Annotated in this window: 25 protein-coding genes; 8 read left to right on the top strand and 17 right to left on the bottom strand. The window is 76.4% G+C overall.

All coding sequences use genetic code 11. The features are described 5' to 3' along the window. Nucleotides 1-16 precede the first annotated feature (16 nt). The gene (locus ACU616_RS07010) at nucleotides 17-643 is read left to right on the top strand and encodes a YdeI/OmpD-associated family protein (RefSeq protein WP_446757757.1); all 627 of its coding nucleotides are present in this window, start codon (nucleotides 17-19) and stop codon (nucleotides 641-643) included. On the opposite strand, the gene ACU616_RS07015 is transcribed toward ACU616_RS07010, so the two are convergent. The 12 genes from ACU616_RS07015 to ACU616_RS07070 form a co-directional block, all read right to left on the bottom strand. Further along, entirely contained in the window at nucleotides 561-2,039 is a 1,479-nt protein-coding gene (locus tag ACU616_RS07015; RefSeq protein WP_446757758.1) for an APC family permease, read from the bottom strand. The genes ACU616_RS07010 and ACU616_RS07015 overlap by 83 nt on opposite strands. A gap of 25 nt (nucleotides 2,040-2,064) precedes the next feature. After that, entirely contained in the window at nucleotides 2,065-3,099 is a 1,035-nt protein-coding gene (locus tag ACU616_RS07020) for a C40 family peptidase (RefSeq protein WP_446757759.1), read from the bottom strand. A gap of 167 nt (nucleotides 3,100-3,266) precedes the next feature. Further along, nucleotides 3,267-3,740, bottom strand: a complete 474-nt coding sequence (locus ACU616_RS07025; RefSeq protein WP_446757760.1) for a hypothetical protein — start codon at nucleotides 3,738-3,740, stop codon at nucleotides 3,267-3,269. A gap of 196 nt (nucleotides 3,741-3,936) precedes the next feature. Further along, a complete protein-coding gene (locus ACU616_RS07030) occupies nucleotides 3,937-4,239 on the bottom strand; it encodes a hypothetical protein (protein ID WP_446757761.1) in 303 nt (100 codons plus the stop codon). Nucleotides 4,240-4,385: 146 nt separating this feature from the next. Beyond that, nucleotides 4,386-5,084 (bottom strand): NADPH-dependent F420 reductase, encoded by a 699-nt coding sequence (gene npdG, locus ACU616_RS07035; RefSeq protein ID WP_446757762.1) that lies wholly within the window; start codon nucleotides 5,082-5,084, stop codon nucleotides 4,386-4,388. Between the two features lie 46 nt (nucleotides 5,085-5,130). Beyond that, on the bottom strand, nucleotides 5,131-5,835 hold the full coding sequence (locus ACU616_RS07040; protein ID WP_446757763.1) for a TetR/AcrR family transcriptional regulator: 705 nt from the start codon (nucleotides 5,833-5,835) through the stop codon (nucleotides 5,131-5,133). Further along, the gene (locus tag ACU616_RS07045) at nucleotides 5,832-6,695 is read right to left on the bottom strand and encodes an enoyl-CoA hydratase (protein ID WP_446757764.1); all 864 of its coding nucleotides are present in this window, start codon (nucleotides 6,693-6,695) and stop codon (nucleotides 5,832-5,834) included. Before ACU616_RS07045 ends, ACU616_RS07040 begins: the two co-directional genes overlap by 4 nt. A gap of 5 nt (nucleotides 6,696-6,700) precedes the next feature. Then, entirely contained in the window at nucleotides 6,701-7,813 is a 1,113-nt protein-coding gene (locus ACU616_RS07050; protein ID WP_446757765.1) for an acyl-CoA dehydrogenase family protein, read from the bottom strand. A 75-nt stretch (nucleotides 7,814-7,888) separates the two neighbouring features. Next, complete coding sequence (locus ACU616_RS07055; RefSeq protein WP_446757766.1) at nucleotides 7,889-9,100, bottom strand: acyl-CoA dehydrogenase family protein; 1,212 nt, start codon at nucleotides 9,098-9,100, stop codon at nucleotides 7,889-7,891. 31 nt (nucleotides 9,101-9,131) lie between these two features. After that, entirely contained in the window at nucleotides 9,132-9,944 is an 813-nt protein-coding gene (locus tag ACU616_RS07060; RefSeq protein ID WP_446757767.1) for an enoyl-CoA hydratase/isomerase family protein, read from the bottom strand. A 28-nt stretch (nucleotides 9,945-9,972) separates the two neighbouring features. Then, complete coding sequence (locus ACU616_RS07065) at nucleotides 9,973-10,755, bottom strand: enoyl-CoA hydratase/isomerase family protein (protein WP_446757768.1); 783 nt, start codon at nucleotides 10,753-10,755, stop codon at nucleotides 9,973-9,975. Continuing rightward, complete coding sequence (locus ACU616_RS07070; protein ID WP_446757769.1) at nucleotides 10,752-11,798, bottom strand: LLM class F420-dependent oxidoreductase; 1,047 nt, start codon at nucleotides 11,796-11,798, stop codon at nucleotides 10,752-10,754. The genes ACU616_RS07065 and ACU616_RS07070 overlap by 4 nt, the downstream gene beginning before the upstream one ends. A gap of 279 nt (nucleotides 11,799-12,077) precedes the next feature. Here ACU616_RS07070 and ACU616_RS07075 point away from each other — a divergent pair, with 279 nt between their 5' ends. Together ACU616_RS07075 and ACU616_RS07080 are read left to right on the top strand one after the other, a co-directional pair. Beyond that, a complete protein-coding gene (locus tag ACU616_RS07075) occupies nucleotides 12,078-13,373 on the top strand; it encodes an acyl-CoA dehydrogenase family protein (RefSeq protein ID WP_446757770.1) in 1,296 nt (431 codons plus the stop codon). After that, the gene (locus ACU616_RS07080; RefSeq protein ID WP_446757771.1) at nucleotides 13,370-14,734 is read left to right on the top strand and encodes a phosphotransferase family protein; all 1,365 of its coding nucleotides are present in this window, start codon (nucleotides 13,370-13,372) and stop codon (nucleotides 14,732-14,734) included. Before ACU616_RS07075 ends, ACU616_RS07080 begins: the two co-directional genes overlap by 4 nt. A 105-nt stretch (nucleotides 14,735-14,839) precedes the next feature. Here the strand turns inward: ACU616_RS07080 and ACU616_RS07085 are convergent, their stop codons facing one another. Together ACU616_RS07085 and ACU616_RS07090 are read right to left on the bottom strand one after the other, a co-directional pair. Then, entirely contained in the window at nucleotides 14,840-16,228 is a 1,389-nt protein-coding gene (locus ACU616_RS07085) for a metallopeptidase TldD-related protein (protein WP_446757772.1), read from the bottom strand. Continuing rightward, nucleotides 16,225-17,739, bottom strand: coding sequence for a TldD/PmbA family protein (locus ACU616_RS07090; protein ID WP_446757773.1), 1,515 nt, complete (start codon nucleotides 17,737-17,739; stop codon nucleotides 16,225-16,227). Before ACU616_RS07090 ends, ACU616_RS07085 begins: the two co-directional genes overlap by 4 nt. An 80-nt stretch (nucleotides 17,740-17,819) precedes the next feature. Between ACU616_RS07090 and ACU616_RS07095 the strand changes: the two genes are divergently transcribed. Both ACU616_RS07095 and ACU616_RS07100 read left to right on the top strand, forming a co-directional pair. Next, complete coding sequence (locus ACU616_RS07095) at nucleotides 17,820-18,209, top strand: hypothetical protein (RefSeq protein WP_446757774.1); 390 nt, start codon at nucleotides 17,820-17,822, stop codon at nucleotides 18,207-18,209. Nucleotides 18,210-18,238: 29 nt separating this feature from the next. Next, the gene (locus tag ACU616_RS07100; RefSeq protein WP_446757775.1) at nucleotides 18,239-19,039 is read left to right on the top strand and encodes an MBL fold metallo-hydrolase; all 801 of its coding nucleotides are present in this window, start codon (nucleotides 18,239-18,241) and stop codon (nucleotides 19,037-19,039) included. 4 nt (nucleotides 19,040-19,043) lie between these two features. On the opposite strand, the gene ACU616_RS07105 is transcribed toward ACU616_RS07100, so the two are convergent. From ACU616_RS07105 to ACU616_RS07115, 3 genes are all read right to left on the bottom strand, one after another. Further along, nucleotides 19,044-19,523 carry an SRPBCC family protein gene (locus ACU616_RS07105; RefSeq protein ID WP_446757776.1) on the bottom strand — a complete coding sequence of 160 codons (480 nt, stop codon included), beginning with the start codon at nucleotides 19,521-19,523 and terminating at the stop codon, nucleotides 19,044-19,046. Beyond that, nucleotides 19,520-19,873, bottom strand: coding sequence for an ArsR/SmtB family transcription factor (locus ACU616_RS07110; protein ID WP_446757777.1), 354 nt, complete (start codon nucleotides 19,871-19,873; stop codon nucleotides 19,520-19,522). Before ACU616_RS07110 ends, ACU616_RS07105 begins: the two co-directional genes overlap by 4 nt. Before the next feature lie 213 nt (nucleotides 19,874-20,086). Beyond that, nucleotides 20,087-21,382 carry an amidohydrolase family protein gene (locus tag ACU616_RS07115; RefSeq protein WP_446757778.1) on the bottom strand — a complete coding sequence of 432 codons (1,296 nt, stop codon included), beginning with the start codon at nucleotides 21,380-21,382 and terminating at the stop codon, nucleotides 20,087-20,089. Between the two features lie 81 nt (nucleotides 21,383-21,463). On the opposite strand from ACU616_RS07115, the gene ACU616_RS07120 reads away from it, so the two are divergent. The 3 genes from ACU616_RS07120 to ACU616_RS07130 all read left to right on the top strand — a co-directional run bounded on the left by ACU616_RS07120 (nucleotide 21,464) and on the right by ACU616_RS07130 (nucleotide 23,524). Then, entirely contained in the window at nucleotides 21,464-22,156 is a 693-nt protein-coding gene (locus ACU616_RS07120; protein ID WP_446757779.1) for a DedA family protein, read from the top strand. 73 nt (nucleotides 22,157-22,229) lie between these two features. After that, a complete protein-coding gene (locus tag ACU616_RS07125; RefSeq protein WP_446757780.1) occupies nucleotides 22,230-22,898 on the top strand; it encodes an HAD family hydrolase in 669 nt (222 codons plus the stop codon). Next, on the top strand, nucleotides 22,895-23,524 hold the full coding sequence (locus tag ACU616_RS07130; protein WP_446757781.1) for an alpha/beta hydrolase family protein: 630 nt from the start codon (nucleotides 22,895-22,897) through the stop codon (nucleotides 23,522-23,524). The genes ACU616_RS07125 and ACU616_RS07130 overlap by 4 nt, the downstream gene beginning before the upstream one ends. Nucleotides 23,525-23,549: the final 25 nt, after the last annotated feature.

The raw sequence follows: 23,549 nt of genomic DNA on the forward strand, positions 1-23,549 counted from the left end.
GGCCAGGATCGCCGTCGTGACCGTGCCGACCGACCTGCCGGTGCTGGCCTTCCCCGATCGGGCCGCGCTCGAGGCGTGGCTGGAGGCCGAGCACGCCACCGCCCCCGGCTGCTACGTGCGGCTGGCGAAGAAGGGCGCCGGGGTGCCCTCGGTGACCCAGGCGGAGCTGGTCGAGTCGCTGCTGTGCTTCGGCTGGATCGACGGCCGGGTCAACCGGCTCGACGAGCACTCCTACCTGGTGCGGGTCACCCCGCGGCGTCCGCGCAGCGTGTGGTCGCAGAAGAACGTCGCCGCCGTCGCCGAGCTCACCGCGGCCGGCCGGATGCGCCCGGCCGGCCTCGCCCAGGTGGAGGCGGCCCGGGCCGACGGCCGCTGGGACCGCGCCTACGCCGGCGCGGCCACCATCACCGTGCCCGACGACCTCGCCGCCGCCCTGGCCGCCGAGCCGGCCGCACAGGAGGCGTTCGCGGGGCTCGACGCCACCAACCGCTACGCGGTGCTCCACCGGGTGCACACCGCGGCCACCCCGGCCACGCGGGCGAAGCGGGTCGCCGCGGTCGTCACGATGCTGGCGGAGGGTCGCCGGCCGCACCCGGCCGCTCCTGCCAGAAGCGGCCGTCGCGCCACCGCCACAGGAGCATGAGCAGCACGCCGGCGACCACGACCCCGACGCCGATGACCAGCGGCGGGCCCAACCCGAACCACGCCTGCCCGCCGTAGCTGTTCGCCGGGTCGGCGAGGTCGCGCGCCGAGAGGACGAGCAGCCACAGCAGCACCGCCGCGCCGGCCACCGGCCCGATCCCGAGCAGCAGCAGGTCGCGCGCGCTGCGGGTCAGCCGCCGGCGGAACCACCAGGCGCAGGCCAGCCCGGTGAGCGCGTAGTACAGCGCGATGAGCAGCGACAGCGCGGTGATGGAGTCCAGCAGCGCGTTCTCGCTGACCAGGTGCACGCCGACGTACCAGGCCACCGCCACGCCGGCGACCCACCAGGTCGACACGTCCGGCGTCCGGTACCGCTCGGACACCGAGCCGAACGGGGCCGGCAGCGCCGCCCGCCGGGCCATGGACAGGGCCGTGCGCGACGCCGGGATGATCGTCGTCTGCGTGGAGGCGATCGCCGAGGTGGCGACGGCGAGCAGCACCACCCAGTCCCAGCCGCCGAGCACGTCGGTGGACAGCAGCGCGAACACCGCCTCCTCCTCGTCGGCGTTGCCGGCCAGGAAGCCGGTGCCGGCGAAGGAGACGACGGCGACCGCGACGCCGAGGTAGGTCAGCAGCAGGACGACGGTGGCGAGCACCCCGGCCCGCCCGGGCGCACGCAGCGGGTCGCGGGTCTCCTCGGTGAGGTTGACCGCCGATTCCCAGCCCCAGAACGCGAAGACGCCGAGCAGCAGCCCGCCGGTCAGCGCCGCGCCGCCGGCGCCGGAGGGGTCCAGCCAGCTCCAGGACGGCACCAGCCCACCGGAGGGCGTGTCGCCGCGCACCCCGCGGACGACGGCGACGACGGCGAACACCGCCAGCGCCAGCGTCTGGGCCAGGATCAGCCCGTTCTGCAGCCGGGCGGAGAGCTCGGTGCCCAGCACGCACAGCGCGGACATCCCCACGACGAGCGCCACGCTGAGCGCCACGACCAGCGGCGTGGAGGCCTCCCAGGAGTCCAGCCCGAGGGCCAGCAGGGTGAAGCGGACGCCGACCTCGGCCAGCGACCCGAGCACCAGGACGCCGGTCGTCGTGATGGCCCAGCCGCCGATCCAGCCGGTGGTCGGGCCGAAGGCGTGGGTGACCCAGGAGAACGTCGTCCCGCAGTCGGGGTCGGCCCGGTTGAGCGCGGCGAACGCCCCGGCGATGAGCAGCATGGGGACGAAGGAGGCCAGCACGACCCCGGGGGCGTGCACGCCGACCAGCGCCACGACCGGCCCGATCACCGCCGCCAGCGAGTACGCCGGCGAGGTCGCGGCCAGGCCGATGACCAGCGCGTCGAGGAAGCCGATCGCCTCCGGGCGCAGGGCCGGCTGCGGTCGCTGCGCTGCCCGGGTCACCGGCGGCACGTTACGGCGCCGTCGTTCAGGCGATGCGGACGGCGCCCCGGTAGCCGGACTGGTCGACGCTGGTCACCGCGACCGGTGAGCCGAAGGTGCGGGCGTGCACCATCTTGCCGTCGCCGACGTAGATCCCCACGTGGCTGATCGGTGCGTAGAAGTAGACGATGTCGCCGGGCTCGAGGTCGGCCCGGGCGACCGGCGTCCCCAGCTGGGCCTGCGCGCCGCTGGAGTGCGGCAGCGAGATCCCCGCCGCGGCGTAGGCGTACTGGGTGAGCCCGGAGCAGTCGAACCCGTCCGGGCCGGAGGAGCCCCACACGTAGGGGTCGCCGAGCTGGGCCAGGGCGGTCTGCACCGCGACGGCGGCGGCCGGCCCGGGAGCGGCGGCGACCGCGTCCGCGGTGGACGGCGCGGTGAGCGTCGGCCCGGCCAGCGCGGCGGTGACCGTGGCCTGCTCGGCGGCCGAGAGCCGGGTGAAGTCGGCCTCGTAGGCGTCGACCTGCTGCTGCACCTGGGTCTGCTGGTCGTGCAGCGCGGCCAGCGCCGCGGCGGCCTCGGCACCGGCGGCGTCGGCCGCCGAGCGGGCCTGCTCGGCGGCGGCCTGGGCGGCGGCCACCTCCGCGAGCACCCCCTCGGTGTGGTCGGCGATGAGGTCCAGGGTGGTCATCTGGGCGATCAGGTCGTCGGCGGAGTCGCTGGCGAGGAAGGCGGCCACCCGCGACCGCGTGCCACCCGTGTAGCCGGTCTGCGCGATCGCGCGGATGCGCGGTCCGTACTCGGCCAGCGTGGTCTCGGCCTGTGCGGCGGCCCGCTCGGCGTCGGTGGCGGCCTGCTGCCGGGTCTGCACGGTCAGCTCGGCCTGGTGCACCTGCTCGTCGAGCGCGGTGAGCCGGCGGCCGGTCTCCTCGACCAGCCGGGCGGCCTGATCGGCGGTCACGGGTGCGGTCGAGGTCGTGGGTGCGGCCGAGGCGGGGGCGGGGGCGAGCACGAGGGCCAGCAGGCCGGTGGTGGCGACGGCCACAACCGACCAGCGGCGGCCCGTCGTCCGGTTGCGCTGCACGTCCGCCGTCCCCCCTGCCGCCGGTGGCGGCCCCCGTTGATCCACACGGACCGTAGGGAGGTGGTGACCAGAGGGTGAGGGCGGCGCGCGGGCTCCCCCGCGGGGGAGGGCGCACCCGTCACACCCGTCCCGGGAGGTGCCGGCCGCCCCGCGGCCGGCCGGTCCGGTCAGGAGCGGGTGCTGCGGCGGCGGTCGGGGGCCATGGGCACCAGCAGGTCGGCGACCGCGCCGGTGACGAAGGAGTAGAGGGCCTTGCCCGCGACGTCGACGACCTGGTCGCGGCGCGACCAGGTCCACGGCGGGTTGCCGACCCCGGTGGCGTTCTCCAGGGTCTGGTCGGTGGCCAGCCGGACCGAGGTGTGCCAGGCCGAGGCGCGCCAGCCGCGCAGCCCGCTGGCCGACCAGACGCCGCGCAGCGCGCCGACGGTGGCACCGGTGCCCCAGTGCATGACGTGGTTGACCACCGGGGGGCGGGCCGACTCGGGCAGCCGCCGGCCGGTGGTGAGGGCGATCAGGGTGCGGCCGGGCACGTAGCTGTCCGGCCGCCCGGTCACCTGCTGCTCGACCTTCTCGGCCAGGGTCATCGCCGCGGTGCCGGCCAGTCCGGCCAGGGCGCCGCGCAGCGCCGCTCGTCCCAACACGGGGCACTCCTACCCCGGGACGCACCTCCTGCGAACGCGCTCGCGCGAGCGGGGTACTCCGCCCGGGTCGGTGACGCGCTGGAACGGCCCCCGTGCAGGGTCCCGCGCCGAGCCTGCGGGGCGTGGGGGGCACGGGCGGCCCCGTCCAGAGGCTCGCCGCGAGCTTGCGAGCGGTGAGGGGGACGGGGTCCTTGCATCAGCCGGCGAGGGGCTCCTCGGCGTCGAGCCCGGACAGCCGCTCCAGGTCGCGGAGGACCGCGGAGAGCTCGTCGGCGGTCCAGGGCTCGCAGCAGTCGCAGCCGTCCTCGCGGAAGCTGCGCAGGCCCAGCGTGCCGCCGGACTGGTCCTCGTCGATGGCCAGGCGCCCGGCGACCGGGGACCGGTGGCAGGGGCACGAGGAGGCGCACAGGCCGATGCCCCACCCGGAGACGACGACGGTGTTGCCGTCGTCCCAGATCCGGCCCACCTGGAAGACGGAGGGCTTCTGGCTGCGGGTCATGAGGCGCTCCCCTCGACGCCCCCGTCCCGGGGGGCCTGCTGCGGTCGCCCGAAAGTTAATCGGGAGACCGCGTTTGAGGACAGCAGCCGTGCGGTATCGAGCGAGGTTTCGGCGCGCGTCGTCACACCCGCCCCAGGCGCCGCGACTCAGACGTCGGTCACGCGGAGCCCGGCGTGGGCCTTGTAGCGGCGGTTGACGCTGATCAGGTTGGCGGTCAGCGCCTCGACCTGGTGAGCGTTGCGCAGCCGGCCCGCGTAGACCCCGCGCATCCCCGGGATGGTGCCGGCCAGCGCCTGCACCAGGTCGGTGGCCTCGCGGTCCTCTCCCAGCACCAGGACGTCGGTGTCCAGGGTGGTCACCTCGGGGTCCTCGAGCAGGACGGCGCTGACGTGGTGGAACGCGGCCACCACCCGGCTGTCGGGCAGCAGCGCCGCGGCCTGCTCGGCGGCCGACCCCTCGGCGACGGCGAGGGCGAACGCCCCCCGCCCGTCGAAGCCCAGCGGGTTCACGCAGTCGACGACGAGCTTGCCGGCGAGGTCCGCGCGCAGGCCGGCGAGCAGGTCGGCGTGCCCGTCCCAGGGCACCGCGACCACGACCACGTCGCCGGCGCGGGCGGCGCCGCCGTTGTCCTCCCCCGTGACGTCCCCGCCGGTGGCCGCGGCCAGGTCGGCGGCGGCGGCCTGCGCGCGCCCGGCGTCGCGGCTGCCCAGCACGACGCGGACGCCGGCCGCGGCGAACCGCCGCGCCAGGCCCCGCCCCTGCGGGCCGGTGCCGCCGAGCACCGCCACGGTCAGGCCCTCGGGCAGGGTGGTGCCGCTCGCCTCGGTCATCCGTGCCTCGGTCACCCGACGCCTCCTCGCCGCGCTCCCCGGTGGAGCACCCGGGCGGACGCTAACGGTCGCCTCCGCGCAATCGATGCGCAGGGTTCGTCGGGGCCGGCGCCTCGGCCCCGATCGCCCGCACCCAGACGGTGGTCAGCGTCCGCAGCAGCGCGTCGCGGTCGAACTCGCGGCCGAGGGTGAGCCACACGTAGCAGGTGTGGTCGACCATCGCGCCGAGCACCTCGGCGGCCAGCACCGGGTCCAGCGACCGGTCGGCGACGCCGGCCTCCTGCTGGTGGGCGATGCCGCGGGCGGCGCGCTCGACGAACGCCTCGCGGACCTGCAGCCGCAGGTGCCGGAGCTCGGGGGTGAACGTCCCGACCTGCTCGACGAGCGCGATGATCCGGGCCCGCGGACGGTAGGCGTCGACGAACCGCTCCATCGCGGCGTACGCCCGCTCGTACGGGGTCCCGCCGTGCGCGTCGGCCCGCAGCGCGACCAGCATCTCGCCGACGACGCCGGTGGCGACGGCCTGGAAGACGGCGTCCTTGGAGTCGAAGTACGTGTAGAAGGTGCCCTGGGCCACACGTGCCTCGGCGACGATGTCGGCCACCCGGGTGTCGAGGAACCCGCGCCGCTCGAACACGCGCCGGGCGGCGTCGAGCAGGGCGGCCTTGCGCGCCTGGCCCCTGCCGGTCAGCGGCCCGGCCTCACGGCGCTCCTGCTGCCCGGCGCCGCCCGCCGCGCCCACGGCCGGTCCCCGGGGTGCGCTCACCGGCCGCCCTCCCCCGGCCCGGGGTCGTCGCGTAGCCCGGAGTCGTCGCGTATCCCGGGGTCGTCGCGGCCCAGCTGCGCGCGGCCGCGCTCGAGCAGGCCGGCGCGCCGGCGCTCCACCTCGGCCGGGTCGTGGCGCGCCGCCCACTCCGCGGCGGTGGCCGCCTCGACGGCGAACCCCTCACCGACGGCGGCGGCCTCGACGTCGCGGTAGGAGCGCAGCAGCCGGCGGACGGCGGCGCGGTCGTTGCCGGCGATCGTCGCGGCCAGCCGGTGCGCGGCGGGCAGCAGCTCGGCGTGCGGCACCACCTCGGTGACCAGGCCCGCGCGCAGCGCCCCGGCGGCGTCGAGGTGGTCGCCGGTGAGGCTCATCCGGCGGGCCAGGCCGCGGCCGACGGCCAGCGGCAGCAGCACCGTCAGCCCCCAGCCGGGCAGGATCCCGACCCGGGCGTGGGTGTCGGCGAAGCGCGCTCGCTCGGAGGCGACCAGGACGTCGCAGTGCAGCGCCAGCTCCAGGCCGCCGGTGACCGCCGGGCCGTTGACCGCGCCGACCACGGGCGTGGACAGCCGCGCCCAGGGCTGCCAGGACGGCCGTCCGTCGTCAGCGTCGGCGGAGGCGCCGGCGGAGGGGTCGATCGCGCCGCCGCCCAGCTGCCGCAGGTCCAGCCCGGCGCAGAACGCGGGGTCGGCGCCGGTGAGGACGACGGCGCCGACGCCCTCGTCGGCGTCCAGGGCCGCCATCGCCTCCCGCAGCCGGGCCAGCAGCCCGGGCGAGAGCGCGTTGCGGACCCCGGGCCGGTGCAGCGTGACGGTCGCGACCGGGCCGTCCCGCTCGACGAGGACGACGTCGGGCTCGGTCATCGCGGTCAGGCCGGCTCGAGGACGGCGTCGGCCAGCCGCGCGGCGGCCGCAGCCCGCCCGCCGAGCAGCGCCGCGTCGCTGACCGCGCGCTTGTAGTGCAGGTGGGTCGGGTGCTCCCAGGTGAAACCGATGCCGCCGTGCACCTGGACGGTGCCCCTGGCCACCCGCAGGTGGGCCTCGGTGGTGACCACGGTGGCCAGGTCGGCGGCCAGGCCGGGGTCGTCGGTGCCCTCGTCGGCGGCCCACGCCGCGTGGTAGGCCGCCGAGCGGGCGTGCTCGACGTCGACGAGCATGTCCGCGCAGCGGTGCTTGACCGCCTGGAACGAGCCGATCGGCCGGCCGAACTGCAGCCGGGTGCGGGCGTGCTCGACCGCGGAGTCCAGCAAGCGCTGGGCACTGCCGACGGCGGCCGCGGCGAGCACGACGGCGGCGGTGCGGCGGGCGGTGGCGACGGCGTCCGCGGCGTCCGCCGCGGACCCGGCCGGGCGGGCCGGGACGCCGTCGAACCGCAGCCGGGCCTGCCGGCGGGTGAGGTCGAGACCGGACTGCACCTCGCGGGTCAGCCCGGGCGCGTCGCCGTCGACCAGGTACAGCGCCGGGCCGTGCTCGCCGGCGGCCAGCACGAGCAGCGCGTCCGCAGCCGCGCCGTCGAGGACGTGCGCCTGCCCGCCGGTCAGCGTGCCGCCGTCGGCGGTCACCGACGGCTGCGCCGGCGCCCAGCCGCCGCGGTCGTCGGTGGCCGCCAGCGCGAGCACCGTCGAGCCGTCCAGGACGCTGGGCAGCAGCTCGGCGGCGAGGGCGGCATCGCCGCCGACCAGCAGCGCCGGGACGGCGAGGGCGACGGTGCCCAGCAGCGGCCCGCCCAGCAGGGTGCGGCCGGTCTCCTCGGCCAGCAGCGCCAGCTCGACCAGCCCCGCGCCGGCGCCGCCGTGCTCCTCGGGGACGGCGAGGCCGAGCAGCCCGACGTCGGAGCCCAGCCGCCGCCAGACGGCGCGGTCGAAGCCCTCCGGCGTCCCCATGAGGCGGCGGACCTCCGCCTCCGGGGAGGAACGGGTGCAGACGTCGCGGGCCACCTCGCGCAGGGCCCGCTGCTCGGCGGTGAACTCGAACTCGACCACGGGTCGGTCCTCTCGGGTCAGGACGTGCCGCCGTCGACGACGACGCGCTGGTCGGGGACGGAGGCGCGAGCGCGCTCAGCCACGGGGGACCTCGCGCCACGGTCGGTTCGTGTCGGCCCGGGGCTCGCCGGGCAGGCCCAGCAGCCGCTCGCCGAGGATGTTCCGCAGCACCTCCGAGGTGCCGCCCTCGATGGTGTTGGCGCGCGAGCGGAGGAACGCCCGCTGCACGTCCCCGACGCCGGCGAGCTCGTCGGTGGCGTCGTCGACGCCGTCCGGCGGGTCGTAGGAGCCGTAGAGGGTGGCCTCGATGCCGAGCAGGTCCATGCAGAAGTCGTAGACGGCCTGGTTGAGCTCGGCGCCGACCAGCTTCCCGATGCTGCCCTCGGGCCCGACGGGCCGGTCGCCGCTCTCCACCCGCTGCCGCTCGCCGGTGAGCCGGGCGGCGTCGGCCTGCGCGAACAGCACGGTGAGCCGCTCGCGCAGCGCCGGGGTGCGCAGGTCGGGCCGCTCGCGCCACAGCCGCAGCGCCGTGCCGATGCTGCCGCTCCCCCGCCGGCTGCTGCCGCCGCCGATGGCGCGCCGCTCGTTCATCAGCGTGGTCATCGCGACCCGCCAGCCCTCGCCGACGCCGCCGAGCCGGTGGGCGTCGGGGATGCGGGCGCCGTCGAGGTGGACCTCGTTGAACTCCGCGGCGCCGGTCATCTGCCGCAGCGGGCGGACCTCGACGCCGGGGTCGGTCATGTCCAGCACGAAGTAGGTCAGCCCGCGGTGCTTGGGGACGTCGGGGTCGGTGCGGGCGAGCAGCAGCGCGCGGCGGGCCCGGTGGGCGAGGCTGGTCCACACCTTCTGCCCCCCGACCACCCACGTGTCGCCGTCGAGGACCGCGCGGGTGGCCAGCCCGGCGAGGTCGGAGCCGGCGCCGGGCTCGCTGAACAGCTGGCACCACAGCTCCTCGCAGGTGGCCAGCGGGCGCAGCAGCTGCGCGGCGACCTCGGGCCGGGCGTGCTCGACGACGGTGGGCGCGGCCATGCCGTAGCCGATGGGGTTGAGCGCGAAGGGCACCGGCCCGCCGGCGCCCTGCAGGATCGAGTCGGCGAGGTCCTGCAGGCCGGCCTCGACGCCGAGCCCGCCCGAGCCGCGGGGGAAGTGCACCCACGCCAGACCGGCGTCGAAGCAGGCGCCGAGGAACTCCGCCCGCGGGGTGGCCGCCGGTGGGTGCTCGGCGACGACGCGGCGGGCGGTCTCGGCCACCAGCTCGCGGTGGGTGGCGGCGGCGGTGGTGGTCACGCTGACCTCCGGGGTCTCTCGGGCAGCTCGGTCAGGCGTCGCGGAAGACGGGGTCGCGGCGGCCGCGGAAGGCGAGGGCGGCCTCGTCGGCGTCGCGGGTGTAGGTGGTGAGGATCTGCGTGCGGTTCTCCAGGTCGATACCCGCCTGCAGGCTGCCCACCTCGAGCTGGCTCCACATGACCTCCTTGGTCATGCGCACGCCCATCGGCGAGTTGGCCAGCACCGCCCGGGCGGTCTCCAGCGCGGCGTCGAGCACCTCGCCGTCGGGGACGACGCGGCTGACCAGGCCGGTGCGGTCGGCCTCGGCGGCGTCGACGACCCGGCCGGTCAGCAGCATCTCGAAGGCCCGGGACGCCCCGACCAGCCGCGGCAGCAGCCAGCTGACGCCGATGTCGCAGCCGGAGAGGCCGATGCGGACGAAGGCGACGCCGAACCGGGCGCCGGCCGCCGCGATCCGGACGTCGGAGGCCAGCGCCAGCGCCAGTCCCCCGCCGGCCGCCGGGCCGTTGACCGCGGCGACCACCACCTGCGGCAGCGCCCGCAGCTTGGGCACCAGCGCGGCGATGTGCTTCTGCAGCGCCAGCCGGCGCTGCGGGCTGTCGGCCTCGCCCCGGCGGTCGGTGCCGCCCATGTCGTAGGCGGTGAGGTCCAGGCCGGCGCAGAAGCCGCGGCCGGCGCCGGTGAGCACCAGCACCCGCACCGACGGGTCGCCGGCCAGCCGGTCGAGGGTGGCGTGCAGCTCCAGCAGCAGGTCCGGGGAGAGGGCGTTGAGCCGCTCGGGCCGGTCGAGGGTGAGCACCGCGATGCCGGGCTCCGGGTGCTCCAGGCGCAGGGGGGTGGTCACGGGCGTCTCCGTCGGCGGGTGGGGTGCCTCAGCGGCCGGTGAAGCGCGGCTCGCGCTTGCCGTGGAAGGCGGCGACGGCCTCGGCGAAGTCGTCGGTGCCGACGTTGACCTCCTGGCTGCGCGCCTCGTCCTCCAGCGCGCGCTCCAGGCCGACCTCGAAGGAGTCGGTGAGCATCCGCTTGGACTGCCGCAGCGCCACCGGCGGCCCGGCGGCCAGCCGCGCGGCGAGCGCGGCCACCGCGGCGTCGAGCTGCGCGGGCGGCACGACCTCGCGCACCAGGCCGGCCTCGAGCGCCTCCGCGGCCCCGATGACCTCGCCGAGCAGCACCAGCTCCTTGGCCCGGCGCAGGCCGACCAGCCGGGGCAGCAGCCACGAGCCGCCGAAGTCCACCGACAGGCCGCGGCGCACGAAGATCTCGGAGAACCGGGCCCGGTCGCTGGCGATGACGAAGTCGCAGCCCAGCGCCAGGTTCATGCCCGCGCCCACGGCCACGCCGTCGACCCGGGCAATCGTCGGCACCGGCAGGCGGTGCAGCGCCAGGCAGGCGGCGTTCACCACGGCCATGCCGGCCATCGGGGCCCGCGGCCGGTCGCTGTCGGCGGAGAGGTCGGCGCCGGCGCAGAAGTCGGTGCCCGCACCGGTCACTACCAGCACCCGCGCGTCGGAGCGGGACAGCTCGACGAGGACCTCGCCCAGCAGGCGCCAGGCCTCGGGCGTCATCGCGTTCTTCCGCCGCGGGTCGGCCAGGGTCAGCGTCGCGACGTCGCCGTCCCGGGTGAGCGCGACCGGCGGGGCGCCGTCGGGGCTCACAGGTCGGCCGCCAGCTGCTTGAGCTGCTCGACGGTGCGCAGCCGGTCGGCCGGGTCGGGCTGCACCAGGGAGGTCATCAGCGTGGTGACGCCGGCGTCCCGCAGCGCCGCCAGCCGCTCGGCCACCCAGCCGCGGGGACCGACCAGCGAGGTGGCCTCGACCATCTCGGCCGGCACGGCCGCGGCGGCCTCCTCCTTGCGCCCGGACAGGTAGAGGTCCTGGACGGTGGCGGCGGCCTCGGCGAAGCCGTAGCGGACGGTCAGCTCGTTGTAGAAGTTCCTGCCGCGGGCGCCCATGCCGCCGATGTAGAGCGCCAGGTCGGCCCGGGACCGCTCCCGGACGTGCTCGAGGCCCTCCCCGATCGCGCACGGGACGCCGACGCGGACGTCGAGCGGCCCCAGCGCCGGGTCCCGCTTCGCCAGCCCGGCCTCCAGGGACGGGCCCCAGATCTCGGCCGCCCGCTCGGGGACGAAGAAAATCGGCTCCCAACCCTCGGCGATCTCCGCGGTCATCTCGACGTTCTTCGGGCCGATCGAGGCCAGCGCGATCGGGATCCGCTCCCGCACCGGGGTGTTGATCAGCTTGAGCGGCTTGCCCAGGCCGGTGCCCTGGTCGGCGGGGAGCGGGATCGCGTAGTGCTTCCCCTCGTACACCACGCGCTCGCGGCGCCAGACCATCCGGCAGACCTCGACGATCTCCCGCAGCCGCCCCAGCGGCGCGTCGTAGCGGACACCGTGGAAGCCCTCGACCACCTGCGGGCCGCTGGCGCCGAGGCCCAGGGTGAACCGGCCGTCGGAGACGAAGTCCAGGCCCGCCGCCGTCATCGCGGTCAGCGTGGGGGTGCGGGTGAGGGCCTGGAGGATGCTGCTGGTCAGCTCCATGCGCTCGGTGACCGCCGCGAGGTACCCGAGCTGGCTGACGGCGTCGAAGCTGTAGGCCTCGGCGATGGACACCACGTCCAGGCCGGCCCTCTCCAGCTCGCCGATCTCCCGGGCCGCCTCGCGGAAGCCGCCGCTGTACTGCACCCGCATGCCGATGCGCATCGGTCGCCGTCCCCTCGTGGGTGCTCCGGGCGCGGACCGGTCGTCCGACGCGGTGCGGTCATGACGCTGACGTCAACGTCGGGCAGTCAACCGGCGGGGCCGGTCGGCTGTCAACGCCGCCTGGCACGTCGTCCGGCCGTACAGCACCAGGGTGACCGCGGGCTCCGCCCGGGAGGCGGACCGGTCCGTCCCGTCCTCCGCGCCCGGTCGACGTTGACGTCAAGTGCCGGCACTGTCATGGTCGGGCCCACCCGGCACCGCCGCCGGACAGGAGGTCGCATGACCACGCTCGACCAGCCCGCCTCCGGCGCCGAGGTCACCGGCTCGGCGCTGCCCGCCCGGCTGACCGCGCTGCTCGACGAGCTCGACGCCTTCGTCGCGGCCGAGATCGACCCGCTCGAGCAGCAGGAAGACAACGTCCGGTTCTTCGACCACCGCCGCGAGTTCGCCCGCACCGACGTCGAGGCCGGCGGCGTGCCGCGCGCGGAGTGGGAGGAGCTGCTGGCCGAGGTGCGCCGCCGCGCCGACGCCGCCGGCTGGCTGCGCTACTCGCTGCCGGCCGAGCTCGGCGGGCGCGGCGGGAGCAACGTGGACATGGCCGTCATCCGCGAGCACCTCGCGCACCGCGGGCTGGGCCTGCACAACGACCTGCAGAACGAGCACAGCGTCGTCGGCAACCTCGTCGTGCCGCACCTGCTGCACCTGTTCGGCACCCCCGAGCAGCGCGAGGAGTTCGTCGAGGCGCTGGTCACCGGGCAGCGGCGGATGTCCTTCGCGCTCACCGAGCCCGACCACGGCAGCGACGCCACCTGGATGGAGACCCGCGCGGAGCGCGACGGCGGCGACTGGGTGCTCACCGGCCGCAAGCGCTGGATCACCGGCGTGCACACCGGCACCCACCTGCTGGTCTTCGCCCGCACCTCGGGCCGCCCGGGCGAGGCCCGCGGGATCAGCGCCCTGCTGGTGCCGATCGACGCGCCGGGCCTGTCGGTGCCGCACTTCTGGTGGACGCTGAACATGCCCACCGACCACGGCGAGGTCGTGCTCGACGGCGTCCGGGTGCCGGGCTCGGCGGTGCTCGGCGCCGAGGGCGAGGGGCTGGCCGTCGCGCAGACCTTCGTGCACGAGAACCGGATCCGCCAGGCCGCGTCCGGCGTCGGCGCCGCCCAGTTCTGCATCGACCGCTCGGTGGAGTACGCCCGGCAGCGGTCCACCTTCGGCCGGCCGCTGGCCGAGCGGCAGGCCATCCAGTGGCCGCTGGTCGAGCTGCACACCGAGGCCGAGCTGGTGCGCACGCTCATCCGCGCCACCGCGGCCGACCTCGACGAGCTGACCGCGCGCGGCGCGCCGGCGGTGACCATCGGCCACCGCGTCTCCATGTGCAACTACCGCGGCAACCGGCTGGTCTGCGACGCCGCCGACCGCGCGATGCAGGTGCACGGCGGCATGGGCTACTCCCGTCACCTGCCCTTCGAGCACATCTACCGCCACCACCGCCGCTACCGGATCACCGAGGGCAGCGAGGAGATCCAGATGCGGCGGGTGGCCGGGCAGCTGTTCGGCTTCCTGCGGTGACCGGCGGGCCGGCGAGCGCGCTCGCCCGGCGGCTGACCCGGCTCACCGGCCGGCCGGTCACCGTCGAGGGCCTGACCCGGCTCACCGGCGGGGCCAACCGCGAGACCTGGGCCTTCACCGCGGTGGACCCCTCGGGGCGCCGGGACCTGGTGCTGCGCGGCGGCGCCGGCACCGGCACCGGCGGCGCCCCGCTGGCGGTGGAGGCCGAGGCGATCCCCGCGGCCGCGCGGGTGGGGGTGCCGGTGCCCGAGCTGGTCGACGTCGGCACCGGGGAGGACGGACTGCCGGCGGAGCACCTGCTCATGGGCCGGGTGGACGGCGAGACGATCCCGCGCCGCCTGCTGCGGGACGAGGCCTACGCGGGCGCGCGGGCGGGGCTGGCCCGCGAGCTCGGCGCCGTCCTCGCCCGGCTGCACGCCGCCCCGCTCGACGGGCTGGGCGCGATCCCGGCCGTCGGCGACCCGCTGGACCGGCTGACCACGACCTTCCTCACCGGCGGGCCGCCCCCGCCCGGGCTGGCGCTGGGCCTGCGCCGGCTGCGCGAGCACCGCCCGCCGCCGCGGGGACCGGCGCTGGTGCACGGCGACTTCCGGCTGGGCAACCTGGTGGTCGGCCCCGACGGGCTGCGCGCCGTCCTCGACTGGGAGCTGGTGCACCGCGGCGACCCGCTGGAGGACCTCGGCTGGTGCTGCGCCAAGGTGTGGCGCTTCGGCTCGCGGCTGCCCGCGGCCGGGGTCGGCACCCGGGAGGAGCTGCTCGACGGCTACGCCGCGGTCGCCGGTTGGCGGCCGACGGCGGCCGAGCTGCACTGGTGGGAGCTCTACGGCACCGTCCAGTGGGGCCTGATGTGCCGGGCGATGACCGAGCGGCACCTGTCGGGTGCCGAGCCGTCGGTGGAGCGGGCCGCGATCGGCCGCCGCGCCGCCGAGCAGGAGTTCGACGTCCTGCTCTCCCTCGGCCTCGACACCCCTGACGCCGGCGCGCCCGAGGACCCGGCCGGCCCGGACGACGACCTGCTCTTCGGCCGGCCCACCGCGGCCGAGCTCGCCGCCGCGGTCGGCGACTTCCTGGCCGGCGAGGTGCGGGCGGCCACCGGCGGGCGGACGTCGTTCCACGCGCAGGTGGCGGCCAACGCGGTCGCCACGGTGCGCCGCGAGCTGCTGCTCGGCGACGGCGCGCGGGCGCGGCGGCGGGCCCGGCTCGCCGGGCTGGAGCTGGCCGACGACGCCGCGCTGTCCGGGGCGATCGCCGACGGCACGCGCGACGACCGCTGGGACGCCGTGGTCGACGCCGTCCGCGAGGGCGTGCGCGACCGGCTGCGGGTGGCCAACCCCCGCCACCTCGCCGTCCCCGACGCCTGAACAGCCGGATGGGGCTGCCACGAGCAGGTGACGCGCTGGAACGGCCCGCCCGCAGGGGCCCGCCCCGAGCGCCAGCGAGGGGTGGGGGGCAGGCGGGTCCTTCGATCAGCTGGCCGGCGACACCGAGCTCATGTTGAAGTCCGGCACCCGCACCGGCGGCATCGCGGCGCGGGTGAACCAGTCGTTCCACTCGCGCGGCAGCGTCCGCTCGGTGCGGCCGACCTCGGTGATCCGCGTCAGCAGGTCCACCGGCGACTCGTTCCACCGGAAGTTGTTCACCGCGCCGGTCACCTCCCCGCCCTCGACGAGGAACACGCCGTCGCGGGTCAGGCCGGTGAGCAGCAGCGTCTGCGGGTCGACCTCGCGGATGTACCAGAGCGTGGTGAGCAGCAGCCCGCGGTCGGTGGCGGCGACCATCTCGTCCTGCGTGGCCGTCGCCTCCGGCGCCTCCAGGACGAGGTTGTCGACGGCGGCCACCGCCGGCGCGGTCGTCTTCAGCGCCCACGCCCGCGGCCGGATCAGGTTGGTGAGGACGCCGCCGGAGATCCAGTCGACCGCCGGGGTCGCCATGCCGTTGTCGAACACGCTCGCCGACCCCGACGAGGCGCCCACGACCTGGAACGGCGCGGTCTCCAGGCCCGGGGCCGCCGGGTCGCTGCGCAGGGTGAGCGGCAGCGCGGCCAGCCGGTCGCCGATGCGGTTGCCACCGCCGGCGCGCGCGTAGACGTTGCGGCCCTCGTCGGCGTCGCGGGCCTCCATCGTCCAGTAGGCGTAGAGCATGAGGTCGCTGACCGCCGAGGGCGGCAGCAGCGTCTCGTAGCGGCCCGCCGCCAGGTCGACCCGCCGCCGCGACCAGCCCAGCTTGCGCTCGACCTCGGCGGCGAGGCCCGCCACCGAGACGTCGCGGAAGTCGCGGGTGCCCACCCCGGCCCACACCGAGCGGGAGAAGTCGGTGCTCTTGCCGTTGAGCTCCACCCGGCCGGTCGGCTGGTCGTGCCGCAGTCGCAGCCCGGTCGAGGTGCCCAGGTAGGTCGTGGTCAGCGAGTGCTCGGCGTAGCCGAACAGCAGGTCACCCCGGTCGCGCGCGGCGCCGAACGCCTCCCCGAGCGCCGGCGCGAACTCCGCGAACACCTCGATGGAGGTCTCGGCCGGGTCGGCGTCCCAGTCCCCCGCCCCCGGCGGCGCCTCGCCCAGCAGCGGGACGGCGTCCTCGGCCGGCCCGGCGTCGCGGGCGGCCTGCTCGCTGGCGGCCACCAGCGCGGCGACGTCCGGCGTGCCGGTGCGCGCGACCGTGCCGGCCGCCGTCCCGGCGCCGCCGTCGACGAAGGAGACGACGACGACCTGCCGCGAGCGCATCGCCCCGTTGGTGGTCAGGCTGTTCGACGCCCACCGCAGGTTGGCCTCGGTGCTCTCGACGACGTAGGCGACGCAGCCGTCGGCGGTCGAGGCCGCCAGGACCTGCTCGACCAGCTGCTGTGCCGTCAGCCGGCTCATCGCCCGCCCTCCTGGACCGTGTTGAGGATGCTCACGCCCTCGAACAGGGCCGCCGGGCAGCCGTGGCTCACCGGCGCGACCTGCCCGGGCTGGGCCTTGCCGCAGTTGAACGCCCCGCCGAGGCGGTAGGTGGAGGGGCCGCCGACCGCGCGCATCGAGCCCCAGAAGTCCGTCGTCGTCGCCTGGTAGGCCACGTCGCGCAGCTGCCCGGCCAGCCGCCCGCCCTCGATGCGGTAGAAGCGCTGGCCGGTGAACTGGAAGTTGTAGCGCTGCATGTCGATCGACCAGCTCTTGTCGCCGACGACGTAGATGCCGCGCTCCACCCCGCCGATCAGGCCGGCGAGGTCGGGGCCGTCGGGTACCGGCTGCAGCGACACGTTGGCCATCCGCTGCACCGGCACGTGCCGCGGCGAGTCGGCGAACGCGCAGCCGTTCGAGCGCGCCATGCCGCCGAGCCGGGCGGTGTTGCGGTCGACCTGGTAGCCCACGAGCACGCCGTCGCGCACGATGTCCCACCGCTGGGCGGCGACGCCCTCGTCGTCCCAGCCGACGGTCGACAGGCCGTGCTCGTCCACCCGGTCGCCGGTCACGTGCATGAGCTCCGAGCCGTACCGCAGGCTGCCGAGCTTGTCGACGGTGGCGAACGACGTCCCGGCGTAGGCGGCCTCGTAGCCGAGCGCCCGGTCGAGCTCGGTGGCGTGCCCGACCGACTCGTGGATGACCAGCCACAGGTTCGACGGGTCGACGACGAGGTCGTAGCGGCCGGGCTCCACCGAGGGCGCCTTGGTCTTCTCCCGCAGCAGCTCCGGCACCTGCGCCAGCTCGCCGTCCCAGTCCCAGTGCCCGCCGGTGAGGTACTCCCACCCGCGGCCGACCGGCGGGGCGAGGGTGCGCATGCTCTCGAACGCGCCGGTGGCGCGGTCGACGGTGAGCGCGGTGAACTCCGGGTGGATGCGCACCCGCTGCTGACGGGTGCGGGTGCCGGCGGTGTCGGCGTAGTACTTCTGCTCCTTGACGTGCACGCACCCGGACTGCACGTGCTCGACGCCGTCGGCGGCCAGCAGCCGCTCCGACCACTCGGTGAGCAGCGCGGTCTTCTCCGCGTCGGGCACCGCGAAGGGGTCGACGTCGTAGGCCGACACCCAGGTGCCGTCGGGGTACGCGGGCTCGGGCGCCAGCTCCACCCGGTCGCTCGCGACGGCGGCCGACACCTTTGCCACGGCGACCGCCTGCTCGGCCAGCCGCACCGCCTCGGCCGCGGTGAGGACGACGCCCGCGGCGAAGCCCCAGGTGCCCTCGTGCACCACGCGGACGGCCAGGCCGAGGTCCTCGCCGTCGGTGAGCGCCTCGAGGCGGGCGTCGCGCAGGCTGATCGCCTGGGTGCGGATCCGCTCCACCCGCAGGTCGGCGTGCTCGCAGCCGAGGTCGACCGCGCGGGTCAGCGCCGCCTCGGTGAGCGCGGACAGGGGGAGCGAGGAGAAGGAGTCGTCCACGTCGCGTGATCCGGACACCGACCCTGTCTACCAGCCACCGCTCACCCGCCCGCGTGCACTTCCGCGGCGGCGCACGGCGGCCGTGCCAGCATCGCGGCGTGTCCCCCACCCGGGCCCGCGCCGACCTCGCCGTCGCGCTGGTCCTGCTCGCCCTGTCGACGGCGGTCGCCGTCCTGGCGCTGGTCACCGCGCGCGGCATCGTGCACCTGGGCGGGGACTCCTACCGGACCGAGTTCGTCAGCGGCTGGTGGTGGCTGGCGTTCGCCCTGGCGCCGGTGCCCGCGCTCGCCGCCCGCCGGCGGCCCGCGGCGGGGCGCGCCCCGACCCTCGCCCTGGTGGGGCCGCAGGTCGTCGCGGCGGTGGTCTGCGTGGCGCGGTACCGCTCCTCCGGGTGGGGCGACGGCCTGGAGGTGCTCGCGTTCCTCCACCCGCTGCTGCTCACCGCCGCCACCGCGGCGCTGGTGGCCGTCGTCCGCCGCCGCGCCTGACCGCGCGGACCGCGGGGTAGGGGGCGCGCATGACCGGCCCCGACGACGTCACGCTCACCTTCGGCGGCAACGCGACGACGCTGCTGCGGCTGGGCGGGTTCACCCTGCTCACCGATCCGAACTTCGTCCGCCGCGGGCAGCGGGTCTACCTGGGCAAGGGGCTGTTCGCCAAGCGCCTGACCGACCCGGCGATCCTGCCCGACGACCTGCCCGACCTCGACGCCGTCCTGCTCTCGCACCTGCACGGCGACCACTGGGACCGGATCGCCTACGCCACGATCGACGAGGCCACGCCGATCGTCACCACGCAGGCCGCCGCCCGGACGCTGTCGTCCCGCGGCTTCTCCGCGACGGCGGACCTGCGGCCGTGGCAGGTGCACGAGGTGGCCCGCGGTGAGGAGACGCTGCGGATCACCTCGGTGCCCGGCGAGCACGGGCCCGGGCTGCTGGCGAGGGTGCTGCCCCCGGTCATGGGCAGCGTGCTGGAGCTCGAGCGGGCCGGCCAGGTGACCTGGCGCGGGTACATCACCGGCGACACGCTGTTCCGTCCCTACCTCGCCGAGGTGCTGCAGCGCTGCGGCCCGCTCGACGTCCTCGTGCCGCACCTGGGCGGCACGAAGGCGCTCGGCGTCACCGTGACGATGGACGGCCGGCAGGGCGCCGACCTGGTGGAGCTGCTCCGGCCGCCGGTCACCGTGCCCGTGCACTTCGACGACTACGACCGGTTCGCCTCGCCGCTGGGCGACTTCGTGCGGGAGGTCGCCGAGCGGCGGGCGCCCGGGGAGGTGCGGGTGGTGCAGCGCGGGGAGACGATCTCGCTGCACGCCTGACCCCTCAGCGGGCCAGGACCTCGTCGAGGCGCTCGTAGCCCTCGACGACGCCGACCTCCATGCCGCTGGCCAGCATCGCGTCCCGCTGGGCGAAGGAGTCGCACAGCGAGGTGGCGGTGAGCCGGGTGCGGCCGTCGCCGAGGTCGGTGAGCACGAGCTTCTCCAGGGCGACGTCGTCGGGCATCCCCTCGAAGGTGAACGTCTGCACGATGAGCTCGTCGGGGCGGACCTCGTGGAAGCAGCCGCGGAAGGCGTACTCGCCGTTCGCGTCGCTGTGCACGTACCGGTAGGAGCCACCGGTGCGGCAGTCGTGGGTGTCGATGCGCATCTCCACCCCGCGCGGGCCGAGCCACTGCACGAGCAGGTCGGGGTCGGTGTGCGCGCGGAACACCGTGGACCGCGGGGCGTCGAACTCCCGGGTGATGCGGATGAGCGGGACCTCGGGGTCGGCGGCGATCTGCGTCCGACGCGTGCTGGTGGTCATGACGGGTTCCCTCCCTGCGGTGGTGGGTCGTCGTCCGGCACGGACCGGAGGACGTCGTCGAGGCGGCGGTAGCGCTCCTCGGCCTGGCGCCGGTAGCGCTCGATCCAGGCGGTCATGAGGTCGAACACCTCCGCCTCCAGGTGCACCGGGCGGCGCTGGGCCTCCCGGCTGCGGCTGACCAGGCCGGCGTCCTCGAGCACCCGCAGGTGCTTGGAGACCGCCTGCACGGTCACCTCGTAGGGGGCGGCGAGCTCCCCGACCGTCGCGTCACCGACCGCCAGCCGGGCGACCATGTCGCGCCGGGTCGGGTCGGCCAGCGCCGAGAACACCCGCGAGAGCGGATCCGCCACCACCTGCGGCCTCCTCGTTCAACCACCTGGTTTACGAAGAGGATAGGCGGCGCACCGACCATTTCCAACCACGTGGTTGAGGACGCCGGGGTCCCCGCCCGGCGTCCTCCCTCACCGCGGCGCGTCCTCCCTCACCGCAGCGCGTCCTCCCTCACCGTCCACCGTGCGGGAGGACACGCGATGATCAGGTCACCTGATCGTCGCGGCGGCCGCTCAGCGGGCCAGGCGGGCGGCGCGCTGCGCCACCTCGGTCCGCAGCGCCCCGACGTCGACCGTGGTGACCGCGCCGTCGGCGACCACCTGCCGGCCGCCCACCCACACGTCGCGGACCAGCCGGGAGACGCCGGACCAGACCAGGTGGGTCAGCCAGTCGGCGGCGTCACCGACCGGCTCGAAGCCGAGGTCGCGGGTGTCGACGTGCACCAGGTCGGCCCGCCGCCCGGCCTCGACCTGGCCGAGGTCCGGGCGGCCGATCGCGTCGGCCGCGCCCCCGGTGGCCAGCCAGAACGCCTCGGCGGCGGTCAGCGCGGTCGCCGACGACCCGCGCAGCCGGGCCAGCTGGGCGGCCAGGCGGACGTCGGCCAGCAGGTCCAGCCCGTCGTTGGACGCCGGCCCGTCGGTGCCCAGGCCCACCCGGATGCGCCGGTCGAGCATGTCCCGCACCGGCGCGACGCCGCTGGCGAGCTTGGCGTTGCTGGCCGGGCAGTGCGCGACGGCGACGTCGTACTCGGCGAACAGCTCCAGGTCGCCGTCGTCCACGTGCACGCAGTGCGCGGCCAGCACCCGCCCGCCCAGGACGTCGTGCGCGGCCAGCAGCGCCGGCACCGACAGCCCGTGCGCGGCCAGCAGGTCGGCGCCCTCGGTGGCGGTCTCGGCCACGTGCAGGTGCAGCAGCAGGCCGTGCTCGCGCGCGAGCTCGGCGGCCCGGCGCAGCAGGGGCAGCGGCACGGTGTAGGCCGCGTGCGGGCCCAGGCCGTACTCGACGGTGCCGTCGCCGGGGACGCCGGCGGCCAGGTCGACGGCCGCGGCCATCTGCTCCTCCAGCGGCGGCATGCCCGGCAGCGGCACCATGGGCGCCGCGATCAGCGCGCGGGCGCCGGTGGCGCCGACCGCGGCGGCGATCCGCTCGGGGGAGAAGTACATCTCCACGCTCGTGGTGACCCCGCCGCGCAGCAGTTCCGCCGACGCCGCGGTCATGGCGACCTCGACGTCGTCGGGCGTCAGCCGCGCCTCCCGCGGCCACATGACCTCGCGCAGCCAGCGGTCCAGCGGCAGGCCCTCGCCCTGGCCGCGGAACAGCACCATCGGCGCGTGCGAGTGGGCGTCGACCAGGCCCGGCGCGAGCAGCCCCGGCAGCGCCACGACCTCGGCGTCCCCGGCCGGCGGGGCGTCGGCGGCCGCCCCCACCCAGGCGACCCGGCCGTCGTCGACGTCGACGACGGCGTCGGGGACCACGGTGCCCGCCCGGTCCCCCACCACGACGGCCCGGGCGGTGAGTCGCTGGCGCATGGCGGCACGCTAGCCCCAGCGGCCCCGCGCGTCCGGTCGGCGTCCAGGCGGCCTCCAGGAGCCCCCCTTACCGTGGAGGCCATGTCGTTCCTCGCCGCCGCGGCCGCTTCCGACCAGGGCGGGATCACCGGCTTCCTGCTCGACCTCGTCGAGAAGCTGGGGCCCGTCGGCGTGGGGTTCAGCATCCTGCTCGAGACGGTCATCCCGCCGATCCCCAGCGAGGCCGTCCTCGGCCTGGCCGGGATCCTCATCAACGACGGCCAGCTCAACGTGGTCGCGGTCATCGCCTGCGCCACCGTCGGCTCGATCCTCGGCGCGCTGTTCTTCTACTACGTCGGCCGCGCGCTCGGCCCGCGCCGCTCGCACGCCTTCCTCGACCGGCTGCCGCTGGTGGAGACCGCCGACGTCGACCGGACCTTCGCCTGGTTCGAGCGGCACGGCCGCTCGGCGGTGTTCTTCGGCCGCATGGTGCCGATCGTGCGCAGCTTCATCTCCGTGCCCGCGGGCGTCGTGCGGATGCCGATCCTGCAGTTCGTCGTCTACTCCGCCGCCGGCAGCCTGATCTGGAACACCGTCCTGGTCACCCTCGGCGTCCTGGCCGGCGACTTCCTGCAGGCCAACCTGCACTACCTCGACTACGTCGTGGTCGCCGCGTTCGCCCTCGGCATCGGCTACCTGGTCTACAAGCGGGCCAAGGACGTGCGCCACCACCGCCGCCGGCGCACCACCGCGGGCCGCGTCGAGGACGCCGGCAGCGACCGGCCGGCCGCGTGAGCGAGCTCGCGAGCTCACCGATGGACACGGCAGCGCCGTGAACGCGGCTGACGAGCGCCAGCGAGGAGGCCGCGTGAGCGCCCGCCGTCCCGACGTCGTCGCCTTCGACGTCAACGAGACGCTGCTCGACCTCGCGCCCGTGCAGGCGGCGATGGTCGAGCTCGGCCTGCCGTCGCACCTGCTGCCCACCGTCTTCGGGCGCACCCTGCAGACCGGGTTCGCCGCCACGGTGGCCGGCACCTGGCTGCCCTTCCGCGCCGCGTTCGAGACCGCGCTCGCCCAGCTCACCGACCTCACCGACGACGACCGGGGCCGGGTGGCCGACGCCTTCCTCGAGCTCTCGCCGCACCCCGACGTCGAGCCCGCGCTGCGCCGGCTGGTCTCGGCCGGGGTCCGCGTGGTGACGCTCACGCACGGCTCGCCCGGGGTGGCCGAGGCGGGGCTGGAGCGCGGCGGGATCACGCCGCTGGTCGAGCGCACGCTCACCAGCGAGACCGTGCGGACGTGGAAGCCCTCCCGCGCGGCCTACCTGTGGGCCGCCGGCGCCTGCGGGGTCGCCCCGGACCGGATGGCGCTGGTCGCCGCGCACGGCTGGGACGTCCTGGGCGCGGAGCGGGCCGGCCTCACCGGCGCCTGGTTCCCCCGCGCCGAGCGCGTCTACCCGCCGGCCTACCCGGCGCCGGCCGTCGTCGCCGGTGACCTGGCCGGGGCGGTGGAGGCGCTGCTCGCGCTCCCGGAGTGAGGCTCGTCCCGACCCCGCTCGGGCCGGCCGGCGTCCACCGCGACGACCCGGACGGCGACCCCCGCGGCACGCTCGTGCTCGGCCACGGCGCCGGCGGGGGCGTGACCTCCGCCGACCTGACCGCCGTCACCGCCGCCGCGGCCGCGGCCGGCTGGCGGGTGCTGCGCGTCGAGCAGCCGTGGCGGGTGGCCGGGAGGCGGATCGCCCCGGCGCCGCCGCGCCTGGACACCGCCTGGACGGCGGTGCTCGCCGCGCTGCGTCCCGAGCTGTCCGGTCCGCTGGTGCTCGGCGGCCGCAGCGCCGGCGCCCGGGTGGCCTGCCGGACGGCGGCCGGTGCGGGTGCCGACGGCGTCCTCGCGCTGGCCTTCCCGCTGCACCCGCCGGGCCGCCCCGAGCGCAGCCGCGCGCACGAGCTGGCCGCGGCCGGGGTGCCGCTGGCCGTGGTCCAGGGCGGGTCCGACGCGCACGGCCACCCGGCGGAGGTCGAGGCGGCCCTCACCGGGGTGCCCGGCGCCTCGGTGGTGGCCGTCCCGGGCGACCACGCGCTGTCGCGGGCACCCGCAGCCGTGGCCGCGGCGGCGCTGACCTGGCTGGACGAGCTGGCCGCGGCCCGGCTCCCGCGGTGACCACGGCGATCCCTCACCGCCGGCG

This window comes from Geodermatophilus sp. URMC 62 (assembly GCF_052931475.1).

Coding starts and splice junctions, on each gene's coding strand:
- ACU616_RS07030 (WP_446757761.1), bottom strand. CDS start 4,239: ATGACCCGCAGCCAGAAGCCCTCCGTCTTCCAGGTGGGCCGGATCTGG.
- ACU616_RS07045 (WP_446757764.1), bottom strand. CDS start 6,695: ATGACCGAGCCCGACGTCGTCCTCGTCGAGCGGGACGGCCCGGTCGCG.
- ACU616_RS07070 (WP_446757769.1), bottom strand. CDS start 11,798: ATGCGCATCGGCATGCGGGTGCAGTACAGCGGCGGCTTCCGCGAGGCG.
- ACU616_RS07075 (WP_446757770.1), top strand. CDS start 12,078: ATGACCACGCTCGACCAGCCCGCCTCCGGCGCCGAGGTCACCGGCTCG.
- ACU616_RS07085 (WP_446757772.1), bottom strand. CDS start 16,228: ATGAGCCGGCTGACGGCACAGCAGCTGGTCGAGCAGGTCCTGGCGGCC.
- ACU616_RS07100 (WP_446757775.1), top strand. CDS start 18,239: ATGACCGGCCCCGACGACGTCACGCTCACCTTCGGCGGCAACGCGACG.
- ACU616_RS07105 (WP_446757776.1), bottom strand. CDS start 19,523: ATGACCACCAGCACGCGTCGGACGCAGATCGCCGCCGACCCCGAGGTC.
- ACU616_RS07115 (WP_446757778.1), bottom strand. CDS start 21,382: ATGCGCCAGCGACTCACCGCCCGGGCCGTCGTGGTGGGGGACCGGGCG.
- ACU616_RS07120 (WP_446757779.1), top strand. CDS start 21,464: ATGTCGTTCCTCGCCGCCGCGGCCGCTTCCGACCAGGGCGGGATCACC.